Genomic DNA, 16,910 nt, shown 5'->3' on the forward strand with positions numbered 1-16,910 from the left:
GCGGGCTCGCCCCGGGGCGGCTTCCTCTTCGCCGCCATGACTCCGCGATGACGAATACCCGCCCGCTTCCCGACTCCGCCCCGCTCGCGCTGCTGCGCGTCGCCGACCTGCGCGCGGCCGAGGCCGCCGCAACCGCCGAACTGCCGCCGCACACGCTGATGGGCCGCGCGGGCGCCGCCGCCGCGCGCTGGCTGTCCGAGCGGGTCGCCGGCGACGAACGCCCGGTCTGGTTCGCGGTCGGCCCCGGCAACAACGGCGGCGACGCGCTGGTGGCCGCCGCGCAGCTGCAGCAGCTCGGCGTCGCCACGCAGGCGTGGATGCCGGTGGCGGTCAAGCCGGACGATGCGCAATGGGCGCTCGGCCTCGCGCGCGCGGCCGGCGTGCCGCTGTCGACCGAACCACCCGCATCGCTGGACGATTACGCGTGGGTCGTCGACGGACTGTTCGGCATCGGCCTCGGCCGCGCACTCGACGGCCCGTTCGCCGCCCAGGCCGCGCGCATCGCCGCGCACACACGAAGCGGCGGCCGCGTGCTCGCGCTCGACGTGCCGAGCGGACTGGACAGCGACACGGGCCGGATCGTCGGCGCGGGCGTCGCCGTCGCCGCGACACATACGCTCACCTTCATCGGCGCGAAGCCAGGCCTTTACACGGGCGACGGCCGCGATCTCGCCGGCGAGATCGACATCGCGTCGCTCGACGTCGCTCCGCCCGCCGCGCCGGCCGTCGTGCTGAATGCGCCGGCCCGGTTCGCCGCCGCGCTGCCCGCCCGCGCGTTCGCATCGCACAAGGGCACGTTCGGCAGCCTGGCGGTGCTCGGCGGCGACACCGGCATGTGCGGCGCGCCGATCCTCGCCGCGCGCGCCGCGCTGTTCGCGGGGGCCGGCAAGGTGCATGTCGGCTTCCTCGGCGCCGGCGCGCCGCCGTACGACCCGCCTTTTCCGGAGCTGATGCTGCATCCGGCGGACGGCCTCGATCTCGATGCGATGTCCGCGATCGCGGCAGGCTGCGGCCTCGGCACGCGCGAGGCCGCGGCAACCCTCGTGCGTGACGTGCTCGCGCACGACGCCGTGACGCTGCTCGACGCCGACGCGCTGAACCTCGTGGCAACGCACGCCGAGCTCGCGACCGCCGTTGCCGCCCGCGGCGCGCGCGGCCTCGCGTGCGTGCTCACGCCGCATCCGCTCGAGGCGGCACGGCTGCTTGGCAGCGATACCGCGACGGTGCAGCACGATCGGCTGGCCGCGGCCCAGGCGCTCGCCACGCGCTACGCGAGCATCGTCGTGCTGAAGGGTTCGGGCACGGTGATTGCCGCGCCCGACGGCCGCCTGACGGTCAACCCGACCGGCAACGCCGCGCTCGCGACCGGCGGCACCGGCGACGTGCTCGGCGGCCTGATCGGCGCGCTGCTCGCGCAGCGCGTCGCGCCATACGAAGCCGCGCTCGCGGGCGTGTATCTGCACGGCCTCGCGGCCGACACATTGACCGCGAACGGCACGGGCCCGGCCGGCCTCGTCGCGGGCGAACTCGCGCCGATGGTGCGCACGCTGATCAATCGCCTTTTTTACCCGTCGCCGCGCGCCGACATATAACGCCGCTATACTGAGTGCCCCGCCGCACGGCGGGTCCTCTCGTCCGCCGGCCTTCCGATCCTGACGCGCCGGCGCGGCATTCCTCCCGATTCACGCTTCACTCGAACCGCCATGACGCTGAATTCGCTCCCCGCCTGGACTGCCCTTCAATCCCACTTCGAACAAATCCGCCATGCGCGCCTGCGCGACTGGTTCGCGCCGGAAAACGACCGCGCGCCGACCCGTGCCGAACGCTTCACGATTCCCGGCGGCGGCCTTGCGGCCGACTTGTCGAAGAACCGCATCAACGACGACACGCTGCGCCTGCTCGTGCAACTGGCCCGCGAGGCGGGCGTCGAAGCGCGCCGCGACGCGATGTTCGCCGGCGAGATCGTCAACCCGACCGAAGGCCGCGCCGCGCTGCACACGGCATTGCGCGCGACCGACCCGCATGCGCCGTTCCATGCGCAGATCAGCGCCGAGCGCGCGAAGATGGCGACCTTCGCGCGCGCCGTGCGCAGCGGCGCGTGGACCGGCTACACCGGCAAGCGCATCCGCCACGTGATCAACATCGGCATCGGCGGCTCGGATCTCGGACCGAAGATGGTCACGCATGCGCTGCATCACGTCGCGAGCCCGGACATCTCGACCCACTTCGTGTCGAACGTCGACGGCGCCGATCTCGCGCGCGTGCTCGAACAGGTCGATCCGGAGGAAACGCTCGCGATCATCGTGTCGAAGACCTTCACGACGCTCGAGACGATGACGAACGCACGCTCGCTGCGCGACTGGTTCGTCGCGCGCGGCTGCCCCGAGGCCGCCCTCGCGAAGCACTTCGTCGGCGTGTCGGCGAACCCGGCCGAAGTCGTGAAGTTCGGCATCGACGCGGACAACGTGTTCGAAATGTGGGACTGGGTCGGCGGCCGCTATTCGCTGTGGTCGGCGGTCGGCCTGTCGATCATGATCGCGATCGGGCCCGAGCAGTTCGACGAACTGCTCGCCGGCGCGAACGACATGGACCGCCATTTCCGCCAGGCGCCGCTCGAGCGCAACCTGCCGGTGCTGCTCGGCCTGATCGGCATCTGGTACCGCAACTTCTTCGGCTCGCAGAGCTATCTCGTCGCGCCGTATTCGGAAGCGCTGCACTACCTGCCGTCGTACCTGCAGCAGCTCGAGATGGAAAGCAACGGCAAGTCCGCACGCCTGGACGGCACGTTCGTCGACTACCCGACGTCGGCCGTCACGTGGGGCGAGCCCGGCACCAACGGCCAGCACGCGTTCTTCCAGATGCTGCACCAGGGGCCGACGATCGTGCCGATCGACTTCATCGCGGTGCTGACGCCCGAGCATCCGCTCGCGAGCCATCATCCGAAGCTGCTCGCGAACTGCTTCGCGCAGAGCGAGGCGCTGATGCTCGGCCGCACGTTCGACGAAGCGCGCAAGGTCGCCGGCCCGGGCAAGGAAGCGCTCGCGCCGCACCTGACGTTCCCGGGCAACCGGCCGACGACGACGCTGCTGGTGGAGGCGCTGACGCCGCGCACGCTCGGCGCGCTGATCGCACTCTACGAGCACAAGGTGCTGGTGCAGGCGACGGTGTGGGACATCAATCCGTTCGACCAGTGGGGCGTCGAGCTCGGCAAGATTCTCGGCAAGGTCGTCGAAGCCGACCTGTCGGCCGAGTCGGTCGATCCCGCGAAGCACGATTCGTCGACGACCGCGCTGATCGAGCGCGCGCGTACGGCGCTCAAGCGCTGACGCGACCACGTCATGCGCATGCCGGTCGCACCGGCAATTGACCGTGTGCGACCGGCGCAAGCATTCAGCGCCGTGCTACGCCGCCTGCGGCGCGACGATGCGTCCGGCGTCGATGGTGACCGTCGTCGCGCAGCGCCGCGCGAGTTCGGCATCGTGCGTGACGAGCACGAGCGTCGCGCCGTGCGCGCGGTTCAGCTCGAACATCAGGTCGATGACCGCGTGGCCCGTGCCCGCATCGAGGCTGCCGGTGGGTTCGTCGGCGAACAGGATTGCCGGGTGCGTGACGAACGCGCGCGCGAGCGCGACGCGCTGCTGTTCGCCACCGGACAGCAGCTTCGGATAATGCGCGGTGCGCTCGCCAAGACCAACCTGCACGAGCAGCGCGCGGGCCCGCTCGGCGGCGTCACGCGCACCGATGCCGCCCCTCAGCTCGAGCGGCAGCATCACGTTCTCGAGCGCCGTCAGGTGCGGCATCAACTGGAATGACTGGAACACGAATCCGACGGCGCCGTTGCGCAGCGCGGCGCGCTCGTCCTCGTCGAGCTGGTCGAGCGCGCGCCCGAGCAGGCGAACCGTGCCGCTCGTCGCGCTGTCCAACCCCGCAAGCAGGCCGAGCAGCGTCGATTTGCCGGATCCCGACGCACCGACGATCGCGAGGCTGCTGCCGGATCGCACACTGAGCGTGATGCCGTCGAGGATCGTCAGCTCGCCCGTTGCATCGGCGACCCGCTTGCATACGTCTTGGACTTCGATGATCGGATCGGTAATCTTGAACATGGACACGACATTCCACTGGAAAAGACGCGCGGCGCTCGCCGCGCTGCTGCTGGGTACGCTGCTCGCAGCAACCGTGCCCGCACGCGCCGCGACGGCGGCCCCGACATCGGGCCAGGGCCGGCCCGCGCTCGTCGTGCTCGGCGACAGCCTGTCGGCCGAATACGGGCTGCCGCGCGACACCGGCTGGGTTGCGCTGCTGCGGCAACGGCTCGCGACCGAGCGAATCGATTATAGCGTCGCGAACGCAAGCGTCAGCGGCGACACCACGAGCGGCGGCCGCGCACGGCTGCCCGCGGTGCTGCAACGGCTCAAGCCGTCGATCGTCGTCGTCGAGCTCGGATCGAACGACGCGCTGCGCGGCGTGCCGCTCGCGACGACCGAGCAGAACCTGCGTGACATCATCGCCGATGCGCGGCAAGCGCGTGCGAAAGTCGTGCTGGTCGGCATGTACGTGCCGCCCAACTACGGGCCCGATTACACGCAGAAATTCCATGCGCTCTATACGCGGCTGTCGAAGGAACTCGGCGTTCCGCTCGTGCCGTTCCTGTTGGCCGGCATCGAGAACAAGCCTGAGATGTTCCAGTCGGACCAGATGCATCCCACGCAGCAGGCGCAGGGCATCCTGCTCGACAACGTCTGGCCCGCGCTGAAACCGCTGCTCGGCAAACCGCGCGGCTGACCTGGCGATTCGCCACGGCCGGAAAACAGAAAGCCCCGCTCGAAGCGGGGCTTTCTATTGTTGCGTGCGAAACCGTTAATGGCGCTTCGCTCAGTTGCCGCTGTCCTGCGACTGGCTCGGCGTGGTGCCGTACAGCTTCACCTTCGAGCGATCGCGCAGCGCGGCGAGATACGCTTCGCCTTCGCTTTGCGCTTCGACCTGCGCCATCTGCTGCTGCGCGGCCGCGAGCTGCTGCGGATCGACGGCCGTGCCCGGGATCACCGCGTTCACGCGATAGATCGCGTAGCCGTCCGCACCGAGATCGACCCCGACGTAGGCCGGCAGCGTCTTCGCATCGAGCTTGTACACGGCGCTCAGCGCGGCCGGCGTCAGGCCTTGCGATTGCATGCGCGACACCTTCTGCACGGGCGTGAAGCCATCGGTCGATTTCGACTTCTGCAGCTCGGCCAGCTTCGCCGCGCCGTCCTTCTTCGCGAGTTCCGTGGCTTGCTCGGCGACGACCTTCTGACGCACCGCGTCCTTGATCGTGTCGAGCGCCGGCACGGCAGCCGGCTTGTAGTCGGTCACGCGCGCCGAGATCAGCGTGTTGTTGCCCACGTCGATCGCCTGCGTGTTGTTCCGGCTCTTCACCGAGTCGCTCGCGAACACCGCAGCGAGGAACTTCGGATTGTTCAGCGGGCTCGTCGGCGGCAGTTGCGGGTTCGGCGTCGGCATGACCGTGGCCGTCTGGATCGTCAGCTTGTACTTGTCGGCGGCCGGCTGCAGCGTCTTCGCCTTTTCATATACGGTCGACGTGAAGCCTTCCGCGTTGTCCGTGAACGCCTTCGCTGCATACTGCTGCTTCAGCTGCACCGCGATCTGATCCTTCACGTCGGCGAACGGCTTGACCACCGACGGCTTCACTTCCGTCGCCTTCAGGATGTGGAAGCCGAGATCCGACTGCACGACACCGCTGACGTCGCCCTGCTTCAGCGCGAACGCGGCATCGTCGAACGCCTTGCCGCCCGCCGTCGAGCCGCGCGTGATGAAGCCGAGATCGCCGCCCTTCGCTGCCGACGGTGCATCCTGCGAGTTCTTCTGCGCGATCTGCGCGAACTGGTCCGGATGCGCCTTCACGTCGGCCAGCAGCTGCTCGGCCTTCGCCTTCGCGGCCGCCTTGTCGGCGGCGCTCGCGTCGCTCGCCGCGGCGATGAAGATGTGGCTCACGCGTACCTGCGCTTCCGAGCGGAAGTGCGTCGGGTTGTCGTCGTAGAACTTCTTGATGTCCGCATCGTTCGGCTGTGCGCTCGCGGCGGCCGCGGCCGGTGAATAGACGAGATACTGGATCGTCGCGGTTTCCGGCGTCGCGAAGCTCTGCTTGTGCGCGTCATAGTACGCGGTGAGCTGCGCGTCGGTCGGCTGTACCTTCGCCGCGTAGTCGCTCGTCTTCAGCACGAGCGCCTGCACTTCGCGCTGCTGCGCGGCCAGCTCCGACAGGCGTTGCGCCGGGCCCTTCGGCGTGAATGCGCTCGCCACGATGCTGGCCGGAATCTGCTGCAGCGCGAGGCTGTAGCGCACGCGCTCCTGGTACTGCTCGGGCGTCATCCCCTGGAACGACAGCAGCTGCGCATAGCGCTCGACGTCGATCGAACCGTCGGGCTTCTTCAGCGACGCGATCATCGGGTCGCTCATCAGCGCGTCGCGCACGGCGTTGTCGGATGCGGTCAGGTGCAGGCGTTGCGTCTCATCGGCCAGCACGCGTTGCTGGATCAGGCCGTCGAGCACCTGCTTGCGGTGTTCCGGCGTGTCGAATGCCTTGATGTCGAACTGCCCACCGAGCGCCTGGCGCGCCTGGTCGATCTGCTGGCGGAACGCGCCGTCGAATTCGACCCGCGTGATCTTGTGCCCGTTGACCGCAGCGACGTTCGCGCTGTCGTCGAAGAAGCCGCGGAAACCTTGGATCCCGACGAAACCCAGCCCCGGCAATACGATCAGGAGCAGGAGCGCCATCATCAGGCGCTGGTGATTACGGAAGAAATCGAGCATGCGTGACGGGAAAATTGGACAAAACGTCCGATATTACAACATACGGGGTGGCACGGGAGAAAAGCAGGTGCGTAACGAACGGGCGCGACCGGCGATGCAAATGAAAAAGCCCGCACGAGGCGGGCTTCTTCATTTTCTGGCGGAGCGGACGGGACTCGAACCCGCGACCCCCGGCGTGACAGGCCGGTATTCTAACCGACTGAACTACCGCTCCTTGGTCTGGCTGAATCGGGAAACTGGTGGGTGCTGAGGGGTTCGAACCCCCGACCTACGCCTTGTAAGGGCGCCGCTCTACCAGCTGAGCTAAGCACCCGTTTCCGATTCGTTCTGGCTGCGATCTGCGTTTCGGCATCAACAACCAGCGAGCCCGCAAGTTTAATTCATCCCCGATCATTTTGCCAAGCCCGCACGTGAATTTTTTTCAACGCGCATCGCTCCACACTCACGCACGCGATGCCGACGCGCATAAAAAAACCCGCGGACACGCCGCGGGTTTCATGAACGACCGTCAGTGACGGTGTTCAGCTTCTCAGTGCTTGACGACTTCCGTCGAGCCGGCATCCTTCGCCGCGTCGCCAACCGGTGCCGCAGCCTTCGCCTCTTCTTCCGGCGGCAGCGGGGTCGGCGTACGTTCGAGCGCGAGCTCGAGCACCTTGTCGATCCAGCGGACCGGCACGATCTCGATCGCGTTCTTCACGTTGTCCGGAATGTCCGCGAGATCCTTCACGTTCTCTTCCGGAATCAGCACGAGCTTGATGCCGCCGCGATGCGCAGCCAGCAGCTTTTCCTTCAGCCCGCCGATCGGCAGCACTTCGCCACGCAGCGTGATCTCGCCCGTCATCGCGACATCGGCACGCACGGGAATCCCGGTCAGCACCGACACCAGCGCGGTCGTCATCGCACCGCCCGCCGACGGACCGTCCTTCGGCGTCGCACCTTCCGGCACGTGGATGTGGATGTCCTGCTTCTCGAACGCTTCGTCCTTGATGCCCAGACGCCGCGAACGCGAGCGCACGACCGAACGCGCAGCCTCGACCGACTCCTTCATCACGTCGCCGAGCGAGCCCGTGCGAATCACGTTGCCCTTGCCCGGCATCACCGCGGCTTCGATCGTCAGCAGATCGCCGCCGACTTCCGTCCACGCGAGGCCCGTCACCTGACCGACCTGGTTTTCCTTCGCCGCGAGGCCGAAGTCGTACTTGCGCACGCCGAGGAACGTATCGAGGTTCTCGCCATCGACCTTGATCGCGCCCGATGCCTTCTTCAGCAGCAGCATCTTCACGACCTTGCGGCAGATCTTCGACACTTCCCGCTCGAGCGAACGCACACCGGCTTCGCGCGTGTAGTAGCGGATGATGTCGCGGATCGCCTGTTCGGTGACGTCGACCTCGCCGTCCTTCAGCCCGTTGTTCTTCTTCTGCTTCGGCAGCAGGTAACGCTGCGCGATGCTGACCTTCTCGTCTTCCGTGTAGCCCGACAGACGGATCACTTCCATCCGGTCGAGCAGCGGCGGCGGGATGTTCAGCGAGTTCGACGTCGCAACGAACATCACGTCCGACAGGTCGAAGTCGACTTCGATGTAGTGATCGGCGAACGTGTGGTTCTGTTCCGGATCGAGCACTTCGAGCAGCGCCGACGACGGATCGCCGCGGAAATCCATGCCCATCTTGTCGACTTCGTCGAGCAGGAAAAGCGGATTGCGCACGCCGACCTTCGCGAGGCTTTGCAGGATCTTGCCCGGCATCGAGCCGATGTACGTGCGGCGGTGACCGCGAATCTCGGCTTCGTCACGCACGCCGCCAAGCGCCATCCGGACGAACTTGCGGTTCGTCGCACGCGCGATCGACTGGCCGAGCGAGGTCTTGCCGACGCCCGGGGGCCCGACGAGGCACAGGATCGGCGCCTTGACCTTGTCCACACGCTGTTGCACCGCGAGATATTCGAGAATGCGTTCCTTCACCTTCTCGAGGCCGAAGTGATCCTCGTCGAGCACCTGCTCGGCGTTCGACAGATCGTTGTTGACCTTGCTCTTCTTGCGCCACGGCAAGCCGATCAGCGTGTCGATGTAGTTGCGCACGACGGTCGCTTCCGCCGACATCGGCGACATCAGCTTCAGCTTCTTGAGCTCGGCGTCGGCCTTCTTCTTCGCTTCCTTCGGCATGCGCGCGGCGTTGATGCGCTTCTCGAGTTCCTCGAGATCCGCACCCTCCTCGCCTTCGCCCAGTTCCTTCTGGATCGCCTTGACCTGTTCGTTCAGGTAGTACTCGCGCTGGCTCTTTTCCATCTGGCGCTTCACGCGCCCGCGGATGCGCTTTTCGACCTGCAGGATGTCGATCTCGGCTTCGAGCTGCGCGAGCAGGTGCTCGAGGCGCTCGATGACCGGGAACATCTCGAGGATGTGCTGCTTCTGGTCGAGCTTCAGCGGCAGACGCTCGGCGATCATGTCCGCGAGGCGACCGGCTTCATCGATGCCCGACAGCGACGTGAGAATCTCCGGCGGGATCTTCTTGTTCAGCTTCACGTATTGGTCGAACTGCGACACGATCGCGCGGCGCAGCGCTTCCGTTTCCGCGCTGTCGGCGTGATCGGGCTCGAGCGGCATCACGTCGCAGGAGAACTGCGTCTCCTGTTCTTCGATCGACAACGCCTTCGCACGCTGCAGGCCCTCGACGAGCACCTTCACGGTGCCGTCCGGCAGCTTCAGCATCTGCAGGATGTTGGCGATACAACCGACCTCGTACATGTCCTTTTCGGTCGGTTCGTCCTTGGCCGCGGTTTTCTGGGCGACGAGCATGATGTGCTTGCCGCCTTCCATCGCTGCTTCGAGGGCCTTGATCGATTTCGGCCGGCCCACGAAGAGCGGAATCACCATGTGCGGGAAAACGACGACGTCCCGCAGCGGCAGCAGCGGGAGCGTGATGCGTTCCGGCGGGAGAAGTTGGGTGCCTGACATTTCATTTCCCCATGAGTGGAATCAATTGTTCGGTAATTGAGGCCGCCACAACGAATTGCAAGCCTTCAAGTGCGGGAAATATTCGGTAAGAAAGTAACCACCGCGTGTCGAGTCAGAGTTACCCACAAGATAAACGAAAAAAAGCCGCCCACGGACTCATGAACGGCCTTTTTCGCAGAACATCGTCGGCAAGCCGGTCAGTTCGAACCCGCCACTTTCGGCGTGTCCTCATAGATCAGCAGGGGTTTGCCGTCGCCATCGATCACGTTTTCATCGATGATGACCTTGCTGACCCCTTTCATCGCCGGCAACTCGTACATCACGTCGAGCAATGCCTGTTCGATGATCGAACGCAAGCCGCGCGCGCCGGTCTTGCGGCGGATCGCCTTGCGGGCGACTGCCTGCAACGCGCCCGGCCGGATTTCCAGCTCGACGCGCTCCATCGCGAACAACTTGTGATACTGCTTGACGAGCGCATTCTTCGGCTCGACGAGGATCTTCATCAGCGCGGCTTCATCGAGCTTGCCGAGCGTCGCGACCACCGGCAGGCGGCCGATCAATTCGGGGATCAGACCGAATTTGATCAGGTCTTCCGGTTCCGTCTCGCGCAGCACTTCGCCCGCGTCGCGCTCCTGCTTGCTCTTGACCGTCGCGCCAAAGCCGATGCCCGTCTTTTCGGTGCGATCGGTGATCACCTTCTCGAGACCGTCGAACGCGCCGCCGCAAATGAACAGGATGTTGGTCGTGTCGACCTGAATGAAATCCTGGTTCGGATGCTTGCGGCCACCCTGCGGCGGCACCGACGCCATCGTGCCTTCGACGAGCTTCAGCAGCGCCTGCTGGACGCCCTCGCCCGACACGTCGCGCGTGATCGACGGGTTGTCCGACTTGCGGCTGATCTTGTCGATTTCGTCGATGTAGACGATCCCGCGCTGGGCCTTGTCGACCTCGTAGTTGCAGTTCTGCAACAGCTTCTGGATGATGTTCTCGACGTCCTCGCCGACGTAGCCGGCTTCGGTCAGCGTCGTCGCATCGGCGATCACGAACGGCACGTTCAGCAACCGCGCGAGCGTCTGCGCGAGCAGCGTCTTGCCGGAGCCCGTCGGGCCGATCAGCAGGATGTTGCTCTTCGACAGCTCGACGTCGTCCTTCTTGTCGAGATGCTTCAGGCGCTTGTAGTGGTTGTACACGGCCACCGCGAGGATCTTCTTCGCGCGCTCCTGCCCGATCACGTACTGATCGAGGATGTCGCGAATTTCCTGCGGGCTCGGCAGATCCGACCGGGACAGGCTGGCCTCGACGCCGGCGGCAGCCGCCTCGTCGCGAATGATCTCGTTGCAGAGGTCGATGCATTCATCGCAGATGAATACCGACGGGCCGGCAATGAGTTTCTTCACCTCATGCTGGCTCTTTCCGCAGAACGAGCAATACAACAGCTTCTCGCTGTTCGAACCTTTTTTGTCCGCCATGAATGTAGAGCCTCCGGACAGGTAAATGACATGATACGCCGAATGCTCCGGACGCCGCGCCTAGGGCGCGACCGGAGCCGGCTGGATGCGCTTGCCGCAGATGCTCAAGGCACTCGGGACGTTGCAGCGGGAGTCGCCCCAATCGGGGCGGCACCCCACTTAAATTCACGGGCGCTTCAGCAGCACCTGGTCGATCAGCCCGTACGCCTTCGCGTCCTCGCTCGACATGAAGTTATCACGGTCGGTGTCGCGCGCGATGCGCTCGACATCCTGGCCCGTATGTTGCGCGAGCAGGTTGTTCAACCGTTCCTTCAGGTAGAGGATTTCGCGTGCCTGGATCTCGATGTCGGACGCCTGGCCGCGTGCGCCGCCGAGCGGCTGGTGAATCATCACGCGCGAGTTCGGCAGCGCGAAACGCTTGCCCTTCGCGCCCGATGCGAGCAGGAATGCGCCCATGCTGGCCGCGAGGCCCATGCAGAGGGTCGACACGTCCGGCTTGATGAACTGCATCGTGTCGTAGATCGCCATGCCGGCCGACACCGAGCCGCCCGGGCTGTTGATGTAGAGGCTGATGTCCTTGTCGGGATTCTCGCTCTCGAGGAACAGCAATTGCGCGACCACGAGGTTGGCGGTCTGGTCGTTCACTTCGCCGACCATGAACACCAGGCGCTCCTTCAGGAGACGCGAATAAATATCGTACGAACGCTCGCCGCGGCCGCTCGTTTCGACGACGATCGGCACCAGCCCCAGCGCTTGCGCCTCGAAACCCTGCGGCGCGTTCGAAGCAAGCATGTCCAGCAATTCAGCGCGAGTGATCATTCAATGAACCTTGTTCGAATGGAAAATTGAACGGAAGGAAGCCGCCCGCTCAATCGCCATATTAATGGCAACCGTGCGCTTGACGTAAAAACGGCGTGCAGGCCGTCGCTCCGACAGCCGGCACGCCGCTAGAGCGACACTTACGCTTGCGCCGATGCGCTCGCGAGTGCCTCGAAGCTCACTTCCTTGTCCGTCACCTTTGCCTTGCCCAGCACGAAGTCGACGACGTTGCTTTCAACGACGAACGCTTCCATCTCGGCGAGGCGCTGCTGGTTGGAATAATACCAGCGGACCACTTCCTTCGGGTCTTCGTAGCTCTTCGCGAACTCGTCGACTTCCGCGCGGATCTGTTCCGGCTTCGCTTCGAGGCCGTTCGCCTTCACGAGTTCGGCCAGCACGAGGCCCAGCTTCACGCGACGCTCTGCCTGCTCGGCGAACATCTCGGCCGGGATCGGTGCGTCCTTCGCGTTCGGCACGCCGCGCTGCGCCAGATCCTGGCGAGCCATTTCGACGAGGCGTTGCTGATCCTGCTCGATCAGCGCCTTCGGCACGTCGAGTTCGGAAATCTTCAGCAGCGCGTCCATCACCTGGTTCTTGACGATCGACTGCGTGCGGCGCTTCGCTTCGCGCTCGAGATTTTCCTTGATCTCGGCGCGCATCTTCGTCAGGTCGCCGTCTTCGATGCCGAGCGACTTCGCGAATTCGGCGTCGATTTCCGGCAGGTGCGGCCACTCGATCTTCTTCATCGTGACCGTGAATTGCGCCGTCTTGCCCGCCACGTCCTTGCCGTGGTAGTCGTCCGGGAACTTCAGGTCGAACGTACGTTGTTCGCCGACCTTCAGGCCGAGCGCCGCCGTTTCGAATTCCGGCAGCATGCGGCCTTCGCCGAGCACGAACGGGAAGTCTTCGGCCGTGCCGCCCTGGAACGCGACGTCGTCGATCTTGCCGACGAAGTCGACCGTCACGCGGTCGCCGTCCTTCGCCGCGGTGTCCGCGCCGCCGTCGCCGTGCTCGCCGGCTTCGCCGCGAGCGTGGTAGTGCACGCGCTGCTTGCGCAGGATGTCCAGCGTGCGGTCGATTTCGGCGTCGCCGATCGACGTGGTCGAGCGCTCGACTTCAGCCGTCGCCAGATCGCCGATCTTCACTTCCGGGTAGACCTCGAACGTCGCGTCGAACGCGTATGCGTCCTCGGCCTGCTCCTGCTTCGGCTCGAAGCTCGGCTGGCCGGCCACGCGCAGGTTTTCCGCGCGGCTGATCGTGAAGAATTCCTGGCCGATCTTGTCGCTCAGCACTTCCGCTTCGACCTGACCCGAGTACTGCTGGGCGACCATCTTCAGCGGCACCTTGCCCGGGCGGAAACCCGGCATGCGAACGTTCTTCGCGAGTTTCTGGATACGGGCGTCGATTTCCTTCTGCACGGTGTCTTTCGGCAGGGAAATCGTCACGCGGCGTTCAAGCTTGCCGAGGTTCTCAACAACGTTAGCCATGGCTTCAATCGTCCTAAAATTATTCGAGCGAATCGGGTTTTCCTTGCCGTGCCTGCCTGCGGCGAGATGTGCATCACATCCACATGCCGCGCCGGAGCGCCACGCCATCCCTGCACGCGCCGAATGGCTAGCGCAAGCGGCTCGGAGCACGGCTTTGGCCGGAAGAATCGACTATTCTAGCAAACAATTTTCCTCGTACCGCCAGATCCCTCATGACAGGGGTGCGCTCCTGCATGCCGCCCGCGCCCGTGCACGGCAATGCGCGCGGATTGTCGCTATGCCGAACGACGTATCCACCGCGCGCCCGCCATCCTGTAAGCTCCGAATGAGGGTGCGCCGCCGTCGCGCCCCCATTTTTCACACCAATTACGCTTCCCGGAGACACCATGCCGCACCACCCGTCCGCGCCTGTCGTCGTCATCGCGCCCGATTCGTTCAAAGGCTCGCTTTCCGCCGAGCAGGTCGCGGACGCGATCGCCACCGGCATCCGCCGGGCTCGCCCCGACGCGGTCGTGCGCTGCTGCCCGATGGCCGACGGCGGCGAAGGCACGCTCGATGCGATGCTGGCGGGCGGCGGCACGCGGCGTGCGCTGCAGGTGGCCGGCGCGTCGCTCGCGGCACGCGATGCGGCCGTCGGCGTGATCGATGCGCGCACCGCGATCGTCGAGACGGCCGAGATCGTCGGCATCACCGACACGGTCGGCATGAGCGTGCCGGTCGACGCGCGCAGCACGCGCGGGATGGGCGAAGCGATCCGCACGCTGCTCGACGAAGGCGTGCGCCGCTTCTTCGTCGCGCTCGGCGGCAGCAGCACCAACGACGCGGGCGCAGGGTTGCTCGCGGGCCTCGGCCTGCAATGCTTCGACGCGGCCGGCCAGCCGGTCGAGCCCGTCCCCGCGCGGCTCGCCGACATCGCGCGGATCGACGCGTCGGCGCTCGATCCGCGTCTGAAGGAAGCCGAATTCATCGGCATGTCCGACGTCGACAATCCGCTGACGGGCGCGCATGGCGCGACCGCGGTGTTCGGTCCGCAAAAGGGCGTGGCGCCCGAGCAAGTCGCGACCCTCGATGCCGCGCTCGGCCACTTCGCCGACCTGCTCGAGGCGGCGCTCGACCGGCGCGGCCGCGACCTGGCCGGTGCCGGCGCCGCGGGCGGCCTCGGTTTTGCGCTGCACATGCTGGGCGCGCGGTTCGAAGCCGGCGCGGAAGTCGTCGCGCGGCAGGTCGGGCTCGACGCGGCGCTCGCCGGCGCCGACTGGCTGATCACCGGCGAAGGCCGCTCCGACGTGCAGACGCTGCACGGCAAGGCGCCGTTCATCGCGTGCCGTCACGCGCAGGCCGCCGGCGTGCCCGCGTCGCTGCTGTCGGGCGCCGTCGACCCGGCCGCGCTGCCGCGCCTGTCCGAACACTTCGCCGGCTGCTTCTCGCCCGCACCGGGGCCGATCACGCTCGACGTCGCGATCCGCGACGCGGCGAATCTGCTCGCGAACGAAGCGGAGCAGTTGACACGGCTGAAGTACGGCGCACACTGACCGTTGACCCGAGCGCGCGATACAGGAACAATCGGGCCCGCCCTTTTTCTTCAGGATTCGACATGAAAGGCCGTCAAGCCGGGCTCGATCAGTTTCTGACCTATCGCCTCCATGCGCTCACGAAGCGATCCGACCGCGGGATCGCCGACGTGTACCGGCACAAGCTGGACATCTCGCTGCCCGAGGCGCGCGTGATCGCCGCCGTCGGCGCGTTCGGTCCGTTCTCGATCATGGATCTCGCACGTCATACCAATCTCGACAAGAGCCAGGCGAGCCGCGCGGCGGAAGCGCTGCTGCGCCAGGGGCTGCTCGAGCGCAGCGCGAGCGAGGACGACGGCCGGATCGTGCTGATCGCGCTGACGGCCGACGGCCGCGCGCTGCATCGCCGGATCATGCCGATCGTGCGCAAGTGGAATGAAGGCTTGCTCGCATGCCTGTCCGACAGCGAGCGCCAGACGTTCGAGCGGCTGCTCGACAAGGTGGTCGCGCACGCGGTCGACGGCGACGAGTGAGTCGGCCGGGCGGGCGATCCGTGCCCCTGTGCGCGTTGCGAATGTGTGGCGCCTGTACCGGACTCGCCGCGCTGTACGCCGGCCCGCGCAGATGCGTCACGAGCGATCCACCCGCCCCTGCTTTATTCAGATGAATCCTGCAGATCGCCCCACTCGTCTCCGTCGCGTGAATCGCGCAAGCGCACGGGCGGCGGCCCGGTTTTCCCCGCCGTGCACGTATCGAACGACTGCTCGTCGTCCTTCATCAAACCAGGCCATCGCCGCAGCGATCCCCTTGCGCTATAGCCCGCTGTTCGCCGCGCGCTGACGCAGCAGCCCCAGCACCGCATCGCAATACGGCGTCGGCACGTCGAGCTTGCGCCCCAGTTCAGGAAACACGCCGAGGATCGGCCCGGTCTCGAGCGGTCGCCCGGCCTCGAAATCCTGCAGCATCGACGTCTTGAACGCGCCCAGCTTGCGCGTCAAGGCGATCCGCTCGGGCCCGGCCATCCCCGTATCGAGACCGAGCTTCGCGCCGATCGCGGCCGCCTCCTCCATCATCCGCAATGCAAGGTCTCGCGTGAACGGATCGTCGAGCAGTTGCTCGGTGGTCGAACCCGTGAGCGCGCTCAACGGATTCATGTTCATGTTGCCCCACAGCTTCGTCCAGATCTCGGTGCGGATCGCCGGCGTCGATTCGACGTCGAAGCCGCCCGCGGCGAGTGCCGCCGCGAATCGCGCGGCGGGCGCGTCGAGCCGCGCATCGGGCGAGCCAATGATCAGGCGGTTGCCGCGACCGCGGCGCACAAGACCCGGCGCATCGGTACTCGACGACAGGTGCACGACGCAGCCGATCGCCTGCGCGGGCGGCAGCGCCGCCGAGACCGCACCGGCCGGGTCGACCGCGTCGAGCGGCACGCCGTCGAGCGGGCCCGCGAGCCCGTGCGTGAACCACCACGGCAGGCCGTTCATCGCTGCGACGATCACCGTGCCGGAGCCGATCAGCGGCGCGATTCGCGCGGCCAGCGCCGGCAACGCCTGCGCCTTCAGCGCGATCACCACGTAGTCCTGCACGCCGAGCGCGGCCGCGTCGTCGCTCGCGCGCACCGGGACCGACGACACCGCGCCCGCCTCGTCGATCACGCGCACGCCGTGCGCATTCAGCGCATCGAGCGTCGCGCCGCGTGCGTAGGCGCTCACCGTCATGCCGGCGCGCGACAGCGCCGCCGCGAGCAATCCGCCGATCGCGCCGACACCGACCACCGCAGCGCGCATCGACCCTGAATTCGTGTCGTTCATAATGAAATTCCGTCTTCGGGAAGCTGACGAGCATAACGCTCAATGGTTGAGGG

General features: G+C 66.4%; 12 protein-coding genes and 2 tRNA genes. 5 read left to right on the forward strand and 9 right to left on the reverse strand.

Annotation, left to right across the window (positions count from 1 at the left end; translation table 11 throughout):
- The first annotated feature begins 47 nt into the window (after positions 1–47).
- Both ACP26O_RS09820 and pgi read left to right on the forward strand, forming a co-directional pair.
- Complete coding sequence (locus ACP26O_RS09820; RefSeq protein ID WP_175664856.1) at positions 48–1,592, forward strand: NAD(P)H-hydrate dehydratase; 1,545 nt, start codon at positions 48–50, stop codon at positions 1,590–1,592.
- A 111-nt stretch (positions 1,593–1,703) separates the two neighbouring features.
- The gene (gene pgi, locus ACP26O_RS09825) at positions 1,704–3,326 is read left to right on the forward strand and encodes a glucose-6-phosphate isomerase (RefSeq protein ID WP_175664857.1); all 1,623 of its coding nucleotides are present in this window, start codon (positions 1,704–1,706) and stop codon (positions 3,324–3,326) included.
- A 75-nt stretch (positions 3,327–3,401) separates the two neighbouring features.
- Here the strand turns inward: pgi and ACP26O_RS09830 are convergent, their stop codons facing one another.
- Positions 3,402–4,103 carry an ABC transporter ATP-binding protein gene (locus tag ACP26O_RS09830; protein ID WP_175664858.1) on the reverse strand — a complete coding sequence of 234 codons (702 nt, stop codon included), beginning with the start codon at positions 4,101–4,103 and terminating at the stop codon, positions 3,402–3,404.
- On the opposite strand from ACP26O_RS09830, the gene ACP26O_RS09835 reads away from it, so the two are divergent.
- Complete coding sequence (locus ACP26O_RS09835) at positions 4,102–4,782, forward strand: arylesterase (protein WP_175664859.1); 681 nt, start codon at positions 4,102–4,104, stop codon at positions 4,780–4,782. The genes ACP26O_RS09830 and ACP26O_RS09835 overlap by 2 nt on opposite strands.
- Before the next feature lie 90 nt (positions 4,783–4,872).
- Here the strand turns inward: ACP26O_RS09835 and ACP26O_RS09840 are convergent, their stop codons facing one another.
- From ACP26O_RS09840 to tig, 7 genes are all read right to left on the reverse strand, one after another.
- Entirely contained in the window at positions 4,873–6,807 is a 1,935-nt protein-coding gene (locus ACP26O_RS09840; protein WP_175664860.1) for a SurA N-terminal domain-containing protein, read from the reverse strand.
- Positions 6,808–6,944: 137 nt separating this feature from the next.
- Positions 6,945–7,021, reverse strand: a tRNA-Asp gene (locus ACP26O_RS09845).
- 23 nt (positions 7,022–7,044) lie between these two features.
- Positions 7,045–7,120, reverse strand: a tRNA-Val gene (locus ACP26O_RS09850).
- 216 nt (positions 7,121–7,336) lie between these two features.
- Positions 7,337–9,760 carry an endopeptidase La gene (gene lon, locus ACP26O_RS09855; RefSeq protein ID WP_011657161.1) on the reverse strand — a complete coding sequence of 808 codons (2,424 nt, stop codon included), beginning with the start codon at positions 9,758–9,760 and terminating at the stop codon, positions 7,337–7,339.
- A gap of 197 nt (positions 9,761–9,957) precedes the next feature.
- On the reverse strand, positions 9,958–11,229 hold the full coding sequence (gene clpX / locus ACP26O_RS09860) for an ATP-dependent Clp protease ATP-binding subunit ClpX (RefSeq protein WP_006754177.1): 1,272 nt from the start codon (positions 11,227–11,229) through the stop codon (positions 9,958–9,960).
- Positions 11,230–11,394: 165 nt separating this feature from the next.
- On the reverse strand, positions 11,395–12,048 hold the full coding sequence (gene clpP / locus ACP26O_RS09865; RefSeq protein WP_006496351.1) for an ATP-dependent Clp endopeptidase proteolytic subunit ClpP: 654 nt from the start codon (positions 12,046–12,048) through the stop codon (positions 11,395–11,397).
- Positions 12,049–12,188: 140 nt separating this feature from the next.
- Positions 12,189–13,535, reverse strand: coding sequence for a trigger factor (tig, locus tag ACP26O_RS09870; RefSeq protein ID WP_175664861.1), 1,347 nt, complete (start codon positions 13,533–13,535; stop codon positions 12,189–12,191).
- Between the two features lie 386 nt (positions 13,536–13,921).
- Here tig and ACP26O_RS09875 point away from each other — a divergent pair, with 386 nt between their 5' ends.
- Together ACP26O_RS09875 and ACP26O_RS09880 are read left to right on the forward strand one after the other, a co-directional pair.
- Positions 13,922–15,067 (forward strand): glycerate kinase, encoded by a 1,146-nt coding sequence (locus ACP26O_RS09875; protein WP_175664862.1) that lies wholly within the window; start codon positions 13,922–13,924, stop codon positions 15,065–15,067.
- A gap of 62 nt (positions 15,068–15,129) precedes the next feature.
- The gene (locus ACP26O_RS09880) at positions 15,130–15,579 is read left to right on the forward strand and encodes a MarR family winged helix-turn-helix transcriptional regulator (RefSeq protein ID WP_011657164.1); all 450 of its coding nucleotides are present in this window, start codon (positions 15,130–15,132) and stop codon (positions 15,577–15,579) included.
- 279 nt (positions 15,580–15,858) lie between these two features.
- Here the strand turns inward: ACP26O_RS09880 and ACP26O_RS09885 are convergent, their stop codons facing one another.
- A complete protein-coding gene (locus ACP26O_RS09885) occupies positions 15,859–16,857 on the reverse strand; it encodes a 2-dehydropantoate 2-reductase (protein WP_175664863.1) in 999 nt (332 codons plus the stop codon).
- Positions 16,858–16,910 lie beyond the last annotated feature (53 nt).

The sequence above is a fragment of the Burkholderia sp. R-40 genome (assembly GCF_049942845.1).
Classification (GTDB): domain Bacteria; phylum Pseudomonadota; class Gammaproteobacteria; order Burkholderiales; family Burkholderiaceae; genus Burkholderia; species Burkholderia ambifaria.